General features: G+C 43.3%; 16 protein-coding genes. 10 read left to right on the top strand and 6 right to left on the bottom strand.

What is annotated here, in order from left to right; translation table 11 throughout:
• Window positions 1–755: 755 nt before the first annotated feature.
• The gene (locus EZE20_RS21780; protein ID WP_132121744.1) at window positions 756–2,090 is read right to left on the bottom strand and encodes a sugar porter family MFS transporter; all 1,335 of its coding nucleotides are present in this window, start codon (window positions 2,088–2,090) and stop codon (window positions 756–758) included.
• Window positions 2,091–3,107: 1,017 nt separating this feature from the next.
• On the opposite strand from EZE20_RS21780, the gene EZE20_RS21785 reads away from it, so the two are divergent.
• Window positions 3,108–3,488 carry a response regulator transcription factor gene (locus EZE20_RS21785; RefSeq protein ID WP_132121746.1) on the top strand — a complete coding sequence of 127 codons (381 nt, stop codon included), beginning with the start codon at window positions 3,108–3,110 and terminating at the stop codon, window positions 3,486–3,488.
• Window positions 3,489–3,490: 2 nt separating this feature from the next.
• Window positions 3,491–4,708, top strand: coding sequence for a sugar transferase (locus EZE20_RS21790; protein WP_228713947.1), 1,218 nt, complete (start codon window positions 3,491–3,493; stop codon window positions 4,706–4,708).
• Window positions 4,709–4,736: 28 nt separating this feature from the next.
• Here the strand turns inward: EZE20_RS21790 and EZE20_RS21795 are convergent, their stop codons facing one another.
• Complete coding sequence (locus EZE20_RS21795) at window positions 4,737–5,366, bottom strand: acyltransferase (protein ID WP_132121748.1); 630 nt, start codon at window positions 5,364–5,366, stop codon at window positions 4,737–4,739.
• Between the two features lie 194 nt (window positions 5,367–5,560).
• Between EZE20_RS21795 and EZE20_RS21800 the strand changes: the two genes are divergently transcribed.
• The 6 genes from EZE20_RS21800 to EZE20_RS21820 all read left to right on the top strand — a co-directional run bounded on the left by EZE20_RS21800 (window position 5,561) and on the right by EZE20_RS21820 (window position 12,621).
• Window positions 5,561–6,244, top strand: a complete 684-nt coding sequence (locus EZE20_RS21800; RefSeq protein WP_132121750.1) for a TolC family protein — start codon at window positions 5,561–5,563, stop codon at window positions 6,242–6,244.
• Complete coding sequence (locus EZE20_RS21805; RefSeq protein ID WP_132121752.1) at window positions 6,241–8,409, top strand: exopolysaccharide transport family protein; 2,169 nt, start codon at window positions 6,241–6,243, stop codon at window positions 8,407–8,409. Before EZE20_RS21800 ends, EZE20_RS21805 begins: the two co-directional genes overlap by 4 nt.
• A 91-nt stretch (window positions 8,410–8,500) precedes the next feature.
• Window positions 8,501–9,673, top strand: a complete 1,173-nt coding sequence (locus EZE20_RS21810; RefSeq protein ID WP_132121754.1) for a glycosyltransferase — start codon at window positions 8,501–8,503, stop codon at window positions 9,671–9,673.
• A 47-nt stretch (window positions 9,674–9,720) separates the two neighbouring features.
• Window positions 9,721–9,870 carry a hypothetical protein gene (locus EZE20_RS24165; RefSeq protein WP_165933543.1) on the top strand — a complete coding sequence of 50 codons (150 nt, stop codon included), beginning with the start codon at window positions 9,721–9,723 and terminating at the stop codon, window positions 9,868–9,870.
• A complete protein-coding gene (locus EZE20_RS21815) occupies window positions 9,870–11,381 on the top strand; it encodes an O-antigen ligase family protein (protein ID WP_228713949.1) in 1,512 nt (503 codons plus the stop codon). Before EZE20_RS24165 ends, EZE20_RS21815 begins: the two co-directional genes overlap by 1 nt.
• 25 nt (window positions 11,382–11,406) lie before the next feature.
• Window positions 11,407–12,621, top strand: a complete 1,215-nt coding sequence (locus EZE20_RS21820) for a glycosyltransferase (RefSeq protein WP_132121756.1) — start codon at window positions 11,407–11,409, stop codon at window positions 12,619–12,621.
• A gap of 3 nt (window positions 12,622–12,624) precedes the next feature.
• Here the strand turns inward: EZE20_RS21820 and EZE20_RS21825 are convergent, their stop codons facing one another.
• From EZE20_RS21825 to EZE20_RS21835, 3 genes are read right to left on the bottom strand one after another with little or no spacing between them, the layout of a single operon-like run.
• Window positions 12,625–13,401, bottom strand: a complete 777-nt coding sequence (locus EZE20_RS21825) for a glycosyltransferase family 2 protein (protein ID WP_132121758.1) — start codon at window positions 13,399–13,401, stop codon at window positions 12,625–12,627.
• A gap of 11 nt (window positions 13,402–13,412) precedes the next feature.
• Complete coding sequence (locus tag EZE20_RS21830) at window positions 13,413–14,198, bottom strand: glycosyltransferase (RefSeq protein WP_132121760.1); 786 nt, start codon at window positions 14,196–14,198, stop codon at window positions 13,413–13,415.
• 36 nt (window positions 14,199–14,234) lie between these two features.
• Window positions 14,235–15,104, bottom strand: a complete 870-nt coding sequence (locus tag EZE20_RS21835; protein WP_132121762.1) for a glycosyltransferase family 2 protein — start codon at window positions 15,102–15,104, stop codon at window positions 14,235–14,237.
• 175 nt (window positions 15,105–15,279) lie between these two features.
• On the opposite strand from EZE20_RS21835, the gene EZE20_RS21840 reads away from it, so the two are divergent.
• Window positions 15,280–16,620, top strand: coding sequence for a lipopolysaccharide biosynthesis protein (locus tag EZE20_RS21840; RefSeq protein WP_132121764.1), 1,341 nt, complete (start codon window positions 15,280–15,282; stop codon window positions 16,618–16,620).
• An 8-nt stretch (window positions 16,621–16,628) separates the two neighbouring features.
• Here EZE20_RS21840 and EZE20_RS21845 read toward each other — a convergent pair whose 3' ends face one another.
• On the bottom strand, window positions 16,629–17,762 hold the full coding sequence (locus tag EZE20_RS21845; RefSeq protein ID WP_132121766.1) for an acyltransferase family protein: 1,134 nt from the start codon (window positions 17,760–17,762) through the stop codon (window positions 16,629–16,631).
• Window positions 17,763–18,046: 284 nt separating this feature from the next.
• Here EZE20_RS21845 and EZE20_RS21850 point away from each other — a divergent pair, with 284 nt between their 5' ends.
• On the top strand, window positions 18,047–18,961 hold the full coding sequence (locus EZE20_RS21850) for a glycosyltransferase family 2 protein (protein ID WP_132121768.1): 915 nt from the start codon (window positions 18,047–18,049) through the stop codon (window positions 18,959–18,961).
• The last annotated feature ends 4 nt before the right edge of the window (window positions 18,962–18,965 follow it).

Below are 18,965 nucleotides of genomic sequence, written 5' to 3' on the forward strand. Positions count from 1 at the left end.
GGCTCACCTCATCTAATCACCTCTTCCCATCCCGAACAGAGAAGTTAAGGTTGGTCGCAACCCCGGCCTCACCGCCGATGATACTGGTTTCATAGCCGGTAAAGTAGGTAGCCGCCATACTATTAATCCCCAAGCGGGCTCAGATAATCCCCGAGCCCGCTTTTTTTGTTGCTGATCGCTTCAAAGCCGGAACAGGGAAGGTAAGGGGGAGCAAATCAAAAAGTTGTGGAGCAAATTAGAAAGTTGCGGAATTGATATGCTTAATCAAGATGGTTCATAACATTTGGTCTTAATCCGAAATTAAATCCACGAGGCAGTTCCGGGGAGAGTCCGGCTAAGCTTTACGCAGGCTATATTTCAACCATTTTTCTACATGATTTTACTTCCAGACCAAAATTTCTTTTCCTATCAAGCCCAGATGATGAGCTGAATGTCACAACCAACATTTATTTGTCTTGACTATGCAAGCCTACTCAGATCTTAGAGCCTGCCATATCCTGACTCATCTTATAAAGGTAACAAAGTACCATCGCATGTGGTACAATAGGGAGACTTAACCAGACTACTACCAAACGTATGGGCTTATTTAAAGGAAACAATAGATAAAGAAGGTTAGGAATCGAGAGGCTGTCAGTATTATCTAAAGCCTGAGGCCCAGCTATCGGCTATTTTGGGATTAACCTTACCGAAGAAAAGCCTCAAAGTTTCCTTTAAAATATTTGCCTGATCAAGATCCCCGTAGGAATGGGTTGCCATTAGGCACTAATAATAACATCATCCTCAATCTTTTCAAGCGACGTGCCTTTTGTTTCCGGCATCATTTTCCAAACAAATAGTAATTGTAAAATCATCATGCCGGTGAAAAAGGCAAAAGTAAGCCCGCCGCCAAAGGTTTCGGCAATAAATGGAAATATAAAGGAGATAATTGCCGCAGCAATCCAGTGGGTAAAACTCCCCAAAGCCTGACCGTATGCCCGGATGTCATTTGGGAAAATTTCGGAGATGAACACCCAGATGACTGCACCCTGAGACATGGCAAAAAATGCAATATAAACGAAGAGAAAAACAGGTACCTGTATTCCTCCTAGGCCTATGAAGAAATAATAAGAAACCATTGCCAGGGATCCAATTAAGCCAAAAGAGCCAATTTGCATGAGATATTTCCTGCCAAATTTGTCAATTAACGTTAGGCCAACAAGTGTGGATATCAGATTTACCAGGCCAATGCCAGCAGAAGAAAGTAGGGCAGACTCCTTACCTAATCCTGCCATTTCAAATACCCGTGGTGCATAGTAAATAATGGCATTTATGCCGGAAAGCTGATTGAACAACGCAAATAGAACGGCTAATCGAACAGGAGTTTTGTAGATAGGTTTGAATAAATCTGTAAAAGAGGTAGTTGAATCTGATTCCCGGTGACTATTAAGAATCGCCGTTACAACTGTGTTTGCTTCATCTTCATCAGTTGTACTTAAAATTGCACGTGCTTCTTCAATTTTGCCCCGTTTCAAAATCAGCCAACGTGGACTTTCAGGAATGAAGAATAGGGAGGCCATGAAAAGAATTGCGGGAAACGCTTCAACCCCGAGCATCCATCGCCATGCATTTTCACCTATACCTTCAAGTGCGTAGTTTGAAAGGTATGAAACCAAGATTCCTAAAACAATATTGAACTGAAAAAGAGCAACCAGGCGTCCACGCCTGCTGGGTGGTGCAATTTCAGAGATATACATGGGTGCTACCACCGATGATATACCTACTCCTACTCCTCCAATAAATCGGAAAATCAGGAACAAAAACCAATCAGATACCAGCGCTGAGCCAATAGCAGATACAAGGTAGAGCATAGCTACCAGGAAAAGACTATTTCTACGACCGTATTTATCCGCCGGTAGTCCGCCAAAAAGTGCTCCGATCACAGTTCCTATGAGCGCAATTGATACTGTTAATCCATGTTCAAATGCGTTAGAATTCCATAATGCCTGAAGAGTTTGCTCTGCGCCAGAAATTACGGCTGTATCAAAGCCAAAGAGAAAGCCACCAAGTGCAGCCGAGAGGGACCAAATAAAAATTTTGAGTGATTTATTCATTAGTAAAAGTCAGGTTTGGGTTCAGCGCAACAGAATTTGCTTTGACGCAAAATCAAGGTAGTACATTTTTTTGGTATACATCTATTCCATTTTTTTGCAACCACAGGCAGATACTGGCACCAATAGTGTTTAGTATTGCCTGCAAAAGAAAAGTTGAACTAATAACTGAAAAAGAAATAAAGATCTTTCTCGGTTGTTATCTCATGAATTGCCGCGCAAGTTATCTATTTCCAATGTAAAATTGGATTGAATCAATACTTTTTTCAGTGAAAAGATGCCTTATATTCTTATACAATTTTTGTTGAGTTACATATATTCAGTGTCCAGTTTGATTAAACTTGGCTTGTCGGAAAATAGTTAGATCTGATGCTTAACCGAGTTTGAACGATCTATCGCAGGTTAGGCATGTATAGACCTGGGGGAACAGATAACACGTTTGGGTTAGAAATGACGTCTTTGGATGATGAATATTTTGGCTGGCAAAAGATTTTTTAATTCTTTACAAATTGATGAGCTAATTCATTGAATTTAGGTAGATAAGGACTGTGATTTTCCTCTACATTTGTATGACTTTGGAGCATTAGTAAGGTCTTAACGTTGGTTTGTTTTCAATTTCAACCACCTGTAAATCAAGTTGTATTCCATATATCATATTATGGCTACTTATATAAGGGTAGAGAGTTTTAATATGTGACCCATCATTTAATAAAAGATTCATAAAATGTATGTAAACATTATTTAACTAAACATTTGAAAGTCTTGACTTAGTTACTTAATTTCACCCGAAGATGGATTTAATTCGATTTGTTGCTGGTACACAAGTACTGACGATACAGCTTTTACAGGCTACTAAGAAGCAGCGTATTGTTATCATTACTCAGAAAAAAGACCAGTAATGTAAAGTGCACGAAATTTTGATGATTCTAAACACTGCATTAATTGCTGAAAATCATAGGAAGTTATACCATAAATTGTTCAACTTGTATGGGCTCAATTTTTTACATGTAAGAAATCCTCATGAAAAAACTACTAATTATTGACGACGAACCGGCTATCAGTAAAATTTTGGAACATTTTCTGAAAAAGGAATACCTGATAACTACCAAAAGCGACGGAAACGAGGGCTTACAGTGGTTGGAAGAAGGAAATGAAGTTGACATTATAATTGCCGATCTCAATATGCCCAACCTGAATGGAATCGAATTTCTGAAAATCACTAAGGCAAGCAATCTGTACGCAGATATTCCGGTGGTGATTCTTTCGGGTTCGGATTCCAGTAATGACAGGATTCAGTGCCTGAATTTGGGGGCAGATGACTTTATGGTTAAGCCCTTCAACCCAATGGAAGTTCAGGCAAAAATTAATGCAATTCTCCGTAGAACTAAGCGTTTCTCCTGACTTTGGAAAACCAAACTACTGCGCAGGGACAAACGTTGACGGAGATCAACCCCCTCGAAGAGTATTTTAATGTCCTGTGTTTAATTCGCGACATTCAGACCTGCAAGCGTTTTTATGAACGATTCGGCTCTCAGTTTTCTATCGACTATCTTGATAGTATAGAAGAAGTGCTGGAAGTACTGGAAGAGAATCCTTCGGTAGACGTGGTGGTGGCAGACGAACGTAGTGATGGTTGGATTCTGCTTGATGAAGTTCGTAAGCGAGGTACGATTGAAAATATTCCATTCATTATTCTGGTCAAAGAGCTTTCCAAAGAAGTCATCCAAAAAGCCAAAACAAAGCGAGCAGACGATGTATATTCGCTCTACGATCAGGAAGGAGATCTGTACGTCAGGATGCAGTATTTGGCCAAACGGCAGCTTCTTAGAGCAAAAAGTGCTTCGGAAAAAATAGAAAAAATAGGCGTCGAAACTCCCTTCTGGAAGCGGGCAATGGATGTAGCGGCTACGTCATTTGCGCTGCTGTGCCTATCGCCAATTTTGTTGTTGGTAGCTCTTTTGATTCGCTTTGATTCCCGAGGGCCAATCCTTTATAAATCTAAGCGGGTTGGAAGCGGTTATAAGATTTTTAGCCTTTATAAATTCCGAACCATGCGAACGGATGCTGATCAGCTCATTTCAAAAATGGCCTCTCAAAGTATGTACAGCCGCGCGTCGAAAGTAGAGTCGGATACCTCCGGAAGCGATTTGTGCAGCGAGTGTCAGTCGTTGGGAAAATGTCAAAAGCTACTTTTCTTTGATAATAAGGAAATCTGTGAGCTTAAGTACAAAGAAGAAAAAGAACAGGCAGCAGCCTTTATGAAGTTTCAGAATGACCCACGAATCACTCGCGTTGGGAAATTTTTGAGAAATACGAGCCTTGATGAATTGCCTCAGTTGCTGAATATTCTCAAAGGAGATATGTCGTTGGTCGGTAACCGTCCGCTGCCATTGTATGAAGCTGAGAAATTAACTACTGATGATAAAATTCTGCGATTTGCCGGACCGGGCGGATTGACAGGCCTTTGGCAGGTAACCAAACGTGGCAAGGGCAAGGAAGATATGTCAGAAGAAGAGCGGATTCAGCTTGATATTGAGTACGTAAAGAACTTTTCTTTTAAAATGGACATGAAAATTATTTTCATGACATTTCCGGCTCTTTTTCAATCCGAAAACGTGTAATGAACTGGTTCAGATGCTCGATTACATGTTAAGAAAAGCTCACTTTTTCCTTTTCCCAGGCGGATGTTTCAGCATTGTATCGTTTGAGAATTCGGGCAGGATTGCCACCAACTATACAGAGTGGAGGGACGTCTTTTGTAACCACTGATCCGGCTGCAACAATCGAATGAAATCCAACCTTGACTCCTGCCGTAATGACCACATTTGCACCGATCCAACAATCATCGTTAATGCAAATAGGGCGTGTGTACGTACCCTGATCTTTAATCGGAATCGTGGTGTTTTCGTAGGTATGGTTCAGCCCGCTTACAACTACATGCTGCGCCATGATTACGTTGTTTCCGATCGTTACCGGACCGATAATCACATTACTTAACCCGATGAGGGTATTTTGGCCAATAGAAACATCGCCCACGCCATTATTTATCGTACTGAATTCCTCAATTGTGGAATGATCACCAATTGAAAAATGATTAAACGGCAGCACATCCATCCTGACACGTCGCCGGATTTTAACTGATTTACCTCTCTGATGTATAAATGGATTAACAAACCATTTGACCCAAAGTCGCGGACGAGCTTCATCTTTTGGAATCAGCATCCGGTGAATCAGCTTTTTAAGCTTTGGATTTGTTTTTATGTACTCCGCCACCGACATACGCTTAAAAGATTAGGGTGTAAAAATGATGCCAACTTATGGATACAGGTGAAAAGTACGAACCATCAGTGACAAAAATAGATTGTATTATTTGTATACGATAAAAAAGAAAAATATTTCACGAATATACAGTGCAAATTTAGTTGCACAGAACATTTTGGTGTGATATTTGACCTACTTTCAAAAAGTGCAAAATGAGTAACCGTTGTAAGAAAAATTTATGTGTCCTGGGCCTGCTCCTTTTTTGGGGTGCTCCTCTTCATGCGCAGGAAACACTTGCGGACGAGATGTCTATGCCTTTTATGGAGCGGTTGATTGGGATTGCCAAAACGAATTATCCAACGGCCAAACGGTACCAGGAAAATGTTACGATGGCCAATCAACTCCTGAAAAAAGCACGGCTATCGTATTTTGATCTGCTTTCATTTTCGTACCTGTTTAGTCCTACCCAAACGATTGCGGCTGTAAATCCCTCCTTTTTGAACGGGTATCAGTTTGCGATCTTTATCAATATTGGGGCCATTTTACAAAAACCCTACGTCATTCGACAGGCCAACAGCGAATTTAAAATTGCGCAGTACGATCAGGATGCTTATTTGCTTAATCTGGAAGCGGAGGTAAAGCGACGCTACATTCAGTATATACAGCGTCGCTCGGTTTATCGACTCAAATCTGCTGCTTTTCTGGACGTTGAAAGCATGTTGAAAGAAATTAAATATAAGTACCAAAACGGAACGGAGACTCTCGAAAATTATAACAAAGTATTACTGATGCTTTCTGATCATACGCAGGGAAAGTTGGCGGCTGAAAGTGAAATGCTGATTGCCCAAAGCGACCTGGAAGAATTGATTGGACAAAAACTGGCGACGATCCGATGAGTGAATTGATGCGTTATGTGAAGTTGCTGTATCGGAACAAATTCGTTCTGATTCTATTGCCATTGGTCGCAATGGTTGTTGTCTATTTTTTGGTAAAAGAAATGCCCGGTCAGTTCAAATCGCAGGTGAGAATTGCCACCGGGTTGGTCGATAAATCCGCACAGGTACTCGACGGTAATCAGTCTGAACTGGAATCGGAGATCAATCGCCGGTTTGACACGATGATTCAGATGATGCTTTTGAAAAAAATGCTGGATCAGGTTTCTTATGCCTTAATGCTGCACGATTTGAATGCTTTTGAAAACAAGCAACCCACAGCGGCTTTTCAGGCAAAATCCGAAATATTACAAACCATGTCGACCAAAGACCGGAGAGAGGCAATCGCAGTTTTTAAGGAAAAGTATAAAATGCGCGACGAACTCTCACAGTCAACCGAACTGGAACGAAAACTGCGCTGGTGGCTCGAACAGCTGGAATATGATGATGTTTCGCTTCAAAAGAAACTGCTCATTTACCGGAAAAATAACAGCGACTACATTACGAGTGAATTTGAAGCTCATTCGCCCATTATGTCGGCTTTTGTGCTTAATACCCTGAATAACGAATTCATTACGTATTACTCTACCAGGATTGTCGAAAATAATAACAAGGCAGTGGAGTTTTTGTACGATGTGATGATGCAGAAACAGGCTGCTCTGGCAGAATCCATGAACACGCTCAAAAATTACAAGATTCAGAATCGCGTCCTGAATCTGAATGAGCAGGCCCGTAGCTTGTACGGGCAACTTGCAGATTTTGAGACCCGCCGCGAGGTTATTCAAAAAGATATTCAGGGCTACTCGGCCGCCATTCGATCCATCGATAAAAAGTTTAACCCAGCCGACAGGCGCTACCTCGAAAGTGCCGTAAGCGATATAAATCAGGGAATTGTTGGCCTTAAACAAAATCTGAAAGCCGCAAATGATGCCTACGTACAAAGCAATTTTGATCCGGCCATGAAGACACGTGTTGACTCCCTCAAAAGTCAGCTTGATCGGCAAATAAATGCAGGAAGTGATACCTATGCGTATAGCCCTTTGGCCGTGAAGTCAAACCTGGTGACCCAAAAGCTAGGGATGGAAACCTCGCTTGATATTGCCGTCAATAGCGCCGGAACCATTCAAAAAGAAATTGATCGGTTGAACCGAAAACTTGATGGATTGGTGCCTAACGAGGCCAAGGTGCAGGAATATGAAGCAAATATTGACATTGCCAGCAAGGAATATATTGAAGCTCTGCAACGCTACAACGAAAAGCGGATGGGCGCAAGCTTTCCGATGCAGTTGCAAATCATTGAAAAAGCAGTGCCCGGAACCAAGCAACCCTCCAAGAAAAAAATCCTGATTTTAGTAGCAGGTATTGCTACCTTCTCGCTCAGTCTTTTGGTGTTTTTTGTTATTTATTTTATTGATAAATCTCTATGGGATTCCACTCAGCTGGCTAACGCGACCAATTTGCCCGTTCTTGGGCATTTGAACGATGTACCCGGTGGCCTGAGTCCCGAAAAAATCTGGGAACCTGATCCCCCCCAAGCGCCTATGAAACTGTACCACAGTTTGGTGCGGTCTATTCGATACGAGTTGTTGAGTCAGGAGGAAAGCGAGGCATCTCAGATTATTGTAGTATCGAGCCTTGGAAATAAGGAAGGTAAAACCAGCGTAGTGCTGGGTTTGGCGTGGGCCTTTGCCAAAGTCAGCAAAAAAGTGCTGATAATTGATGGAAATTATAACCACCCCGAACTAAGTATACTGGGGAAAGGCAAGGATTTTTCCCACCTTTCTATTCATGAACCTGCCCCTGTGAGTTCAGGAAAAGATTCCAATTATATACATATCGTCGGAAATCGAGGTGGAGATATTTCGTTGCTGGAAACGGAAAGCGGGGAATTTTTGCAGAAAAAATTTCAATTTCTGCGCACGCAGTACGACATTATTCTTGTAGAAGCAGATGCTATGAATGCTTTGAATAAAGCCAAAGAGTGGTTTTCCTTTGCTGATCATGTACTGATGGTATTTGAGTCCGGGCGTACAATAAAAAATGCGCATCAACCTGCAATCAGCTATCTGGAAAGTCTGGGAGATCGTTTTTCCGGATGGGTGCTGAATAAAAAATCCAATTTCTCCTAGACCAGCATCTGTCGCTAACAAGGCGAGCCACCCGTTTTTAACAGTATACAGTAACCGTTCTCTTGCTTATAGAAATAAATCTGGTGCGCACATGAATCTATTCTACTATATCTGGCTGGGAGTTCAGCTATTTTTTGGTTTCAATCTCATCTTTCCGTGGCTGATTGGGTGCCTGTTTTTTTTGCGAAAAAAAAGTAGCAGCATCACGACAAAAAACCTGATAGACCCAACCGAGCCCGACTACGCCATCATTGTGACGGCCTACGAACAGATGCAACAGATTCCGGATGTGCTGGCTTCGTTGCTGAAACTCAACTATTCCAACTACCTGATTTACGTTGTCGCCGATAAATGTGATGTTTCGGGCTTCAAAATTCCTGACTCCCGGGTTATTCTATTGCGCCCCGAAGAAGTACTCAGCAGCAATACCAAGTCGCATTTTTACGCAATTTCCCGCTTTCAGCGTCCGCATGAGCGCCTCACAATTATTGACAGCGACAACCTCACTGACCCGGACTATCTTAACAACCTGAATCCATTTTTTGACCAGGGCTATCAGGCGGTTCAGGGATATCGAAAAGCCAAGAACTTAAACACAACCTATGCCTGCCTGGACGCTGCGCGGGATATGTACTATCATTTTTTTGATGGAGAAGCGTTGTTTGGCGCGGGTTCTTCGGCAACTTTGGCAGGATCAGGCATGGCATTCACCACGGCTTTGTATAGAGAATGCCTCGAACACCTGACCGTGGAAGGAGCAGGTTTCGACAAAGTATTGCAGTACGAAATCGTGCGGCGAGGCCACCGCATAGCTTTTGCCCCACAAAGTATTGTATACGACGAAAAAACCACCGGCACCGATCAGCTTGTGAAGCAGCGCGCGCGGTGGATTAATACCTGGTTTCGATATTTTTCCTACGGCTATTCGCTCATTGGACAGGGAATCACCGGTTTCAATTGGAATAAATTACTTTTTGGCCTGGTTTTACAACGCCCGCCCCTCTTTATCTTTTTGATTCTATCGGTACTTTTTTTGATGATTAACCTCTGGATTGCGCCGTGGGTGTCGTTAGTTTGGTTGTCAGGTTTGATACTCTTTGCCACTAGTTTTTTTGCAGCCTTGGTGATTTCGGGTGCAGATGAGCGCATCTATCGGTCGTTGCGCAAGGTCCCGTCGTTTATTTTCTTTCAATTACTGGCATTGGCAAAAGTTCGAAAAGCCAATCAGGTATCGGTGGCCACTCGTCATGGACAAACCGAATAAAAGGGTATGAAGATTAGTTCAATTAACGTCAGCAGTCAGTTCTGATTATGAAAGTACTTCCCAAGAAAAAGAAAAGAACCAATTCCGAAGAGGGTATTCAGGAGTCTAATCCGCTGGATCCAATCACCCGGAAGGTAGCGCTTGCGCTTGTGTTTGTCAGTGTATTTGTATTCTTTTTTAAAATCGTCTTCTTTTAGTGAATAGGGCTTCGCTTTCATCTCCTTCCGGCATTCTCACGCACGATGGTAAAAGCAAATTTCGGCTTTGGCCGGAAGCTACACGCACCTACGAGCGTACCGGAATTCTGATTTTGATTGCCGCATCCATTCTCATTGGCATTTCGAGTGCGGTTTGGGGCATTTACCCGGGCGTTTTGGTTATTGGCTTGTGGGTAATTCCGGGTGTTTATTCGATTGTTGCCTATCCTCGTTTTGGAATCACGGTTCTGCTACTGATGGCCTACATGCTCTTCATGATCATCCGGTTGGGAATCAACTTTCCGTGGGGAACCACACTCGACGGCATACAGCTGCTACTCATTCTGGGCTTTTTTGCTCATCAGAAAACCGCCCCCGACTGGTCTGTTTTTCGTGGGCCAATTGCCACCTGGGTCGGTATTTGGGTGATTTATAATCTGTTGCAGTTTGGAAATCCTACTGCCGAATCCCGCATGTCGTGGCTCTATACGGTCCGGACAACAGCAAGCGTCACGCTTATGTACTATATTTTTATGTATCATATTCGGACGGTTTCCTTCATTCGGTTTTTAGTAAAAATGTGGTTGGTACTGGCATTTATTGGCGCAGCCTATGCCTTCAAACAGGAATATTTTGGTTTTTCAGCTGCCGAGCAAGCCTGGCTCAACTCTGACCCGCTCATTGCTGATTTGCTGTTTATTAATGGACATTGGCGTAAGTATTCGATCTTTTCTGATCCGGTATCTTTCTCTTATAATATGGTTGTTTCCAGTTTGTTATGCTTAGGTGTGTTAAAGGCAGCCCGACAGTCCTGGAAAAAAATTGTGTTGCTTTGCCTCATGGGATTTTACCTGTTCACCATGCTTTTTTCAGGAACACGCGGTGCCTACGTACTCATTCCGGCGGGGTTTGCCCTATTTGCCATTCTGAACCTCAATCGGACTATTCTGATTCTGTCAATCATTGGTGCTGTTTTTTTTATAGGTTTAATTTTTGTACCAACTTCAAATACAACACTTTACCGTTTTCAAAGTGCATTTAAACCCTCCAATGATGATTCATTTAACCTCAGGTCCTATAATCAGAAAAGGATACAACCATTCATTCAGTCGCATCCTTTTGGGGGCGGGTTGGGCGCTACCGGCGTATGGGGGCAGCGCTTTGCACCGCATTCATTTTTGGCCAATTTTCCACCGGATAGCGGCTATGTGCGCGTGGCCGTAGAACTTGGTTGGGTCGGGCTGTTTATTTTTTGTATGCTCATGTATACCATTCTAAAAACCGGTATAAATAATTATTATAACATAAAAAATCCTGAACTTAAAGCGTATTGCCTGGCGATGACGCTCATTGTGTATGCACTCAATGTTGGGAATTATCCGCAGGAAGCGCTTGTACAATTTCCAACGAGTATCTTTTTTTATGTGGCCGTAGCGCTTATTAATTGTACGTACCTACTGGATCAAAAGGAGCAGGAGGCCGTTGGCCAAGGCCTGTCCAAAACAGTATAATATACCTTGTAACACCTAGATTTCCATGACTAGCCCTTCTATACACACACGTTTGTCTACCGATTTTATCATTACAGGTCAGCAGCCCTGGGATGTTGAAATTGGGAGTAATTGTAAAAACATTGCACTTGAACTGAGCAAAAAGCACCGCGTGCTGTATGTAAATTCTCCCCTCGACCGGGGCAGTCTTTTACGAAATGGCTCTGACCCCAAAATCCTGAAAAGAAAAAGGGTTATTGATAAAAAAGAAAATGGTCTGGAACAAATAGGAGATAATCTGTGGGTACTATACCCTGACCGACTGGTTGAATCTGTTCACTGGATTTCGTGGCACAGCTTATTTGTGGTGCTTAACAAACGCAACAACCGAATCTTTGCAGACTCCATCCTGAAAGCCGTCTCTTTGCTCGGGTTTAAGGATTTTGTGCTGTTCAATGACAACGATATGTTTCGGAGTTTTTATCTGAAAGATTTCTTAAAGCCCAGTGTTTCTGTCTACTATTCCCGGGATTTTATGCTGGCGGTTGACTACTGGAAAAAACACGGAACCGAACTTGAACCACAGCTGATTGCCAAAAGTGATGTCTGTGTAGCCAATTCTGTATACTTACAGCGCTATTGCCTGCGGTACAATCCCCGCTCGTTTTATGTAGGGCAAGGCTGTGATCTCTCGCTTTTTGAAGCTGGATTGACTAGCCCCGTTCCCGCAGAGCTTTCGGTAATTCCCGGCCCGCGAATTGGTTATGTAGGGGCTTTGCAGGCGCTGAGGCTGGATATTGACCTGCTGAAATTTATTGCGAAAACCCGCCCCGATTGGCAATTGATTTTTGTGGGCCCACCAGACAATCAATTTCAGGCAAGTGATCTGAAAGATTTTCCGAATGTACACTTTACGGGGTCGCGGGATGTCAGCGAGTTGCCTGCCTACATCAACGCCTTTGATGTATGCCTGAATCCGCAACTCCTCAACGAGGTAACGATCGGGAATTATCCACGAAAAATTGATGAATATCTAGCAATGGGTAAGGCTACCGTAGCGACTCGCACCGAAGCTATGGAGGTTTTTGAAGAGCACGTATATCTTGCCGAGTCCAAAGAAGATTACGTTCAACTGATCGAACAGGCGCTTGCGGAAGACAATCCGGCCCGGCAGGATGCCCGCCGTTCTTTTGCGTCGCAACATACGTGGGAAAACAGCGTGGCCGAAATTTGTTCCGCTATTGCTACGGTAAAACCTTAATTATTAGCCCCTAAAAAAAACGTAATCAGCATTAAATTTCAGGTGCCGATACAAATGCCGCGCCCACACGATAAACACCTGATCGCTCTCTCTGAGCATATTGCGTTTCATGGTGCTGGGTTCGTCTTCGCTGTTTTTTTGTATAAATAAATCCTGAAAATCTTCATAAAAAAGCGCTTTCCCTTTTTTTGTCAAAAACGACATCATCATCTGATATTCCGTCACATCGCCTTTTCTACCTTCTATATATCGCCCGAATTTTGCAAAAAATGACGAACGACGAAGGTGCGGGTGATCGCTATACACATAAAATTTTTGATAGCCCCACGAAAGCAGACTAAAACGCATGTAAGAAAAACCCTCCGCCAAAGGCCGCAGGTAGGGATATTTGAAGTAAGCGTAGTAGCGCACCATATCGAGCGAAGGATCCTGCTGCATAAACTTTATGGACGATTTTAGTTTGGAAGGAAACAACTCCGTTGGGACAAAGTCTTCCTGCACATACAACGTCAGCGGAGTATTGACCGCATCCTGACCTTTGTTGAGATTATTGCCGAGTCCTCTATTTTTTGGGGTACTGACGAGTTTAAAAAAATATGTACGCTGTAATTCACTCAATTTTCGCTGATGTTCCGGCTGACTTCCATCGTCAGAAACAACAATGCTTCCAAACTGACACCGAAGATCCGAGAACGCTTTCAGGAGTCGTTCGAGTGAGGCGCTGCGGTTGTAGTGCGTAATGAGGAGCGTTACGGTCGGGAATGTATGGGGGGAAATCATGAGGATGTCGGTCAGTTTTGGGTTTTAAAAAAAATGAGCTGAGCGGTGTTTTTGAGCCAACGCACCGGGAGGTACAGCATTCGAAGTCCCTGAATCAGCGGGTTTTTTCTCGTACGCCAATCGGGCCGATCGATGGTGCTTGGTTCAGAAGAAGAGTTTTTTTGATAGAACAACGAGCTGTAATCTTCAAAAAACAGGGCTCTTCCTTTATTTTTGATAAAACTCAGTGCCATGTGAAACTCGCCGTCGTTCATGTTGCCGAGCTCAGCGTAGCGACCAAATTTTTCAAAAAAAGTACTTCTACGGAGGTGAGGATGGTCGCTATACACGTAGAATTTCAGATGATCGGGATCAAGCCATGAGAAAATCATTTCCGAAAATCCGTACGTATGCGGTTTAAGGTTTGGATGTTTAAAATAGGCATAAAACCGAATCAAATCCCATTCGGGTTCGGTGCGCATGAGGGTAAGGGCGTGGTCAAAATGTTCAGGAAATTTTTCGGTGGGCTGAAAATCTTCCTGGACATAAAGCGTCAGCGGTGTTTTGACGGCGTCCTGACCTTTGTTAATATTATGACCGAGGCGTTTGTTGACCGGAGTTGTAACAAGTTCAAACTGAAACTCTTTTTCCAGTTCCTTAACTCGCAGAAAATGTTCAGGTTTACTATTATCGTCCGAGACGACAATCGCTCCAAACTGGCATCCTAATTCCCTGAACGTTTTCAGCAGCCTTTCGAGCGATTGGCTGCGGTTGTAGTGCGTAATGAGCAAGGTGGTATCGGGGTAGGAGCGATTCATACTAAAAGGAAAGTAAAGCTTGTTTCGGACAAATGGTCAATTAAATAAATATTCACGCAGGGATTTCAGCTGTCGTTTAGCCCGGTTTAGAAATGCTTTGGTGAGGCTTCCGTCGTCCATCAGTCGGCGCGGCGAAGTAAACACCACCGCCCGGCGGTCGGTCACGCGCTGCAATCGCCCGACTTTTTGCAGGTTGAGCGCCATGCGTCCGTCTTCGGCTTCATTCTCATAGTCGCTGCCTACAATGTTGGCATAAATCCGGGCACCGCCTACTTTAAAACCTCCTGTGGTGCGGCCCACCTCCGTCACAAAGCCCATGTTGAACCCGTACACGTTTAAGAACTCCCGGTTACGCTTGCGAATTTGGATAAATATCTCGCCAAAAAACTCATACATACGCAACCCCAGACGGTTTTGACCTTCTGGCGGAATAAACGAATAACTCCCATACACCCCCGTAATTCCTTTGTCAGCAACCATCGGTGCCACCATCAGATCAATCCACTTCGGGGGATAAAATGTATCCGAATCTGCGCAAAGATGAAACCGACCACGAGCATTGTCCAATCCCATCTGACGCGCGTGCGGCGTACCTTGCACCGGCTGAAGGTAACTGCGGACACCTAAGGCGTCAAGTACAGCCTGGGTGCCATCGGTGGAGTTATTGTTGACTACCACAATTTCTACCTGGTAGGAGGTTTCGGAGGACGCAAGTGAAGAAAGCGTCCTGAAAATATTGTTCTCTTCGTTCCAGGCCGGAATCACAACAGAAATATCAGGAGACTCAGACTGAAACCGGCTGAGTTTTTGTCGTAGGCTTTGGAGCTCTGCCGGCGAGAGATCCTGATATTTTTTATTCGGAAATAAATGGGGCAACACCCATTGCGGCAGGCCAGTCAGGTTCATGAAAGGAAGATCTGTATTTGTAGTTAAAAGTAAAGGGTCGAAACGGTTTCACCTAAATATTGTAACTAATATAAGGTGTTTTTTTAAGGTCCCATCAAATAGGCATATTTTTTAGTATTTTGCCCCAAAAATCAACTAACTCCCTGGTTTTGTATCTTATCTACCGCTCTTCTCTATGTGGCAAAGTTTACGGCAAAAAGTACAGAATAAACATTTCCTTTCTTTGGCAGGCAACGGCGTCATGTCGGTATTGGGCATGCTCACTATGATTCTGCTCTATCGGGCTCTTTCGGTGGCTGATATTGGCCTTTGGGTATTTTTTTTATCTACCTATTTGTTTGTCGACACGTTTCGTTCCGGGTTCATTACTACTGCCTTTATCAAATTTTATGCCGGATCTGACGAGCGCCGCGCCACCGAAGTAGTTGGCTCGGCCTGGATCGTCGCTTTGAGTATCACGGCCATTCTGGTTCTGCTCAATTCACTCGCTTTTCTTTTTATTGATTATATAGAAAACCCCGCAATGGTGCTCTTTGTCCGGTGGTTTAGCCTGGCATTTATCGTCTCTTTGCCTACCTTCGTAGCCTCTTGCGTGGTGCAGGGCGAGCAGCGTTTCGATCGCCTTTTGGCCATTCGTTTTGCTACACAGGGTTCTTATATCCTGATAATAACAATTTTAGTAGTGATCAAATGGACAAGCCTTGACACTATTCTATATGCTTATCTCGGTAGTTTACTTTTTTCCAGCCTATTTTGTCTGCTGACCGGCTGGGCACGGCCTGCATCTTTTCGCAACCGAACCGCAAAAGGAGTGCGTGAGCTGTATGATTTTGGAAAATATAGTGTGGGTACAACCCTGAGTTCCAATCTTTTTGGAACGTCCAATACATTCATTATCAACTTCATGCTGGGTCCCGAAGCTCTCGCAATTTATAATTTGGGCCAACGGCTCATGGAACTCATCGAAATTCCGCTGCGGAGTTTTGCCGCTACCGGTATGCCCGAACTTGCTGCGTGGTATAATCAGGGCCAAAGGCAACGGGTTATTCAAACAATGAAAAAATACATCGGGCTCATTACTTTCGCTCTTGTGCCAGTCTGCCTTGTGGCAGTTCTATTGGCAGATGTTGCCATTGCCATCATTGGTGGCAGCAAATATGTGGAAACAGAAGCGGCCAATATCATGCGTATTTTTATGCTCTTTGCCTTGCTTTATCCTTTGGATCGTTTTCAGGCGCTTACCCTGGATGTCATTCATCAGCCTCGAATCAATTTTATCAAGGTACTCATTATGCTCGTGGCGAGTGTCAGTGCCTCTTTTTTGGGAGTATATTTAACCGAGAGTATTTACGGCGTTGCCATCGGAGGCATCGTGCCTATTCTGATTGGTGTGGGTATTTCAAAATGGGCACTCAATCGGTACTGCGGGTTTCGATATGTTGATATTTATAAGACAGGATTCATGGAAGGGAAAGCGTTGCTTGCCAACTATTTGCCGGGATTTTCGGCAAAATAATCCCGGGATTAACTTCTATTTTTCGGTAAGGAAACAATACCGCTCGTTTTTTTTGACCGACTTTTTTCCAAAGCCTGAAACCGCATTTCGATGTGTTTGAAGGTCCAGGCCGAAACCAGATAGACAAGTGCAAAATTGAGAATGAAAAGATACGAATAAGCCGAAGGTGGAAAATGAAGAAGTCTGATGAATAGCACGTTAAAGCCGCTGATGACCAAAGCGTGGGTCATGTAAATGGAATACGAGTATTTTCCTAATGTATGTAAAAAAGGGATTTTTCTCAGCCATGCAGAAACGATTCCTTTTTCAAAGGCAAAAATAAAAATTGCCCCAAAAAACAGGAGGTCGTACACCAATCCGATGGGTTTGAGAAAATTGCCCCAGCCCACTGCCAGCAAAATACCGAGTAATGCCAGTGCTTCGGCAATGCTGAAAAAAGTAAAAGAAGCCTGAGAAAAAATAGGCGAAAATTGATGAAAAAAGTAGAAACACAGCACCCCGCCAAAAAAACCAATAATGGCACGAATGAACCCATAATTGAAACTATAATTCAACTCAAAACCACCCGTAAGTCCAATAAGCGTACCCGTGGCCAAGGCAATCACAACGCCATATATCCACGCCCGGCGCGTAGCCTGACCGAGCGTATTGACCAGCAAAATGACACATCCAAAAACCAGATATGCAACCATCTCGGCGCTGATAGACCAGCTCGGAATATTCCAGCTTACATCTTTGGCACCAAAAATGGGGGTAGAATTGAGTAGAAGTAATGAGGAAATAAAATTAGAAAGTGAGTTGTGCGGATTGTTGAGTTGGTTGATCTGAACATAAGGCGCCACCACAAGTTTGAGCCCTTCGAGCCCCAGAAAAACCAGCAACATGAACAAATGAAGCGGATAAAGTCTAAAAAAACGTTTTCTGAAAAATGAAGAAAGAGCGTCCGTATCGGCAATGGATTCGTAGCGGTAGGCAATAACGAAGCCGCTGAGCACAAAAAAGAAATCGACGAACATATCAGAATTTTCAACAAATTGATTTCTGATTAATGCGGTTTCTGCAAAAGGTGCCAAATGAAAGAAAAAAACCATCGAGGCAAATAATCCCCGGAAAATATCAAGTACTTCAAAGCGATGATTCATAGTTTTTTCTTTGATTGGGCAGAAGGGTTATAGCAAAAATAAGTCCAAATTCCTGGGACGGGAACTTTAATAAATTTATGGTTACTAGTAAATTTTAATAAATAGTTAACCTAAATGTTCAAAAATAGAAATTATAAGTAACTTGAAAAAGAAATAGCTGAGCAAACAACCTTTTATTTTTGGCGAACGATTTCAACGAAGTGAACCTGGGTGCGGATAGGGCAGAAAAGTAGTTGTAATTTTTTATAAAGAATTGATTTTACCTTTTTTATGAGTCCCTGCGCATGAAAGTCGTGTCGATCATTACGGTTAATTTTAACCAACCGCTGGTAACTGAGTTACTAATCAAATCTATTCATGAAAAATGCCGCTATCCGGCGCTCGAAATATTAGTGATTGATAATGGAAGTCGGGTTAATCCTGTACCTGACTGGATTTTGCAGTATCCTGAGATTCAATTTATTCGCTCAGATAAAAATCTTGGGTTTGCCGGAGGAAACAACCTGGGGATTCGTCAGGCCACGGGAGACTACCTTTTTTTGGTCAATAACGACACAGAGTTTACAGAAAATCTCGTGGAATGGATGGTTGAGGAAATGGAGCAAAAACCCAATATCGGCCTGCTATCGCCTCGTATCAACTATTTTGATCAACCTACGATGATTCAGTACGCGGGTTATACGCCCATGAATTATTATACGGCCCGCAACGCTTGCATCGGACAGTTTGAAGAGGATAAAGGTCAATACGATCACGTGAGCGGTCCAACGGCCTATGCGCACGGGGCGGCAATGATGATACGAAGAGCTGCACTGGAAAAGGCTGGACCGATGGCCGAAAACTATTTCCTTTACTACGAAGAGCTCGATTGGGCCGAGCGCATCCGTCGGGCGGGTTACGATGTACACGTACATTTGAAACCGTTGATTTACCACAAAGAGTCGGTTTCAGTGGGCAAACAAACTGCCCTGAAAGAGTACTTCATGAACCGGAATCGCATCCTGTTTATCCGCAGAAATACTTCCACGGGTACCTTCCTGATTTTTTTATTTTACTTCCTATTTTTGGTCGCTCCCCGAAACCTGATCAGCTACGTGGTTGGTGGGCATTCCGAATTTATTCCTGTGTTTTTGAGAGCTGTGACGTGGCATATTTCGCATGATACCGAAAGTGAAGATTTGGGCTATACCTTACCTTAATTTA

This window comes from Arundinibacter roseus (assembly GCF_004348825.1).
In the GTDB taxonomy this organism is placed as follows: Bacteria; Bacteroidota; Bacteroidia; order Cytophagales; family Spirosomataceae; genus Arundinibacter; species Arundinibacter roseus.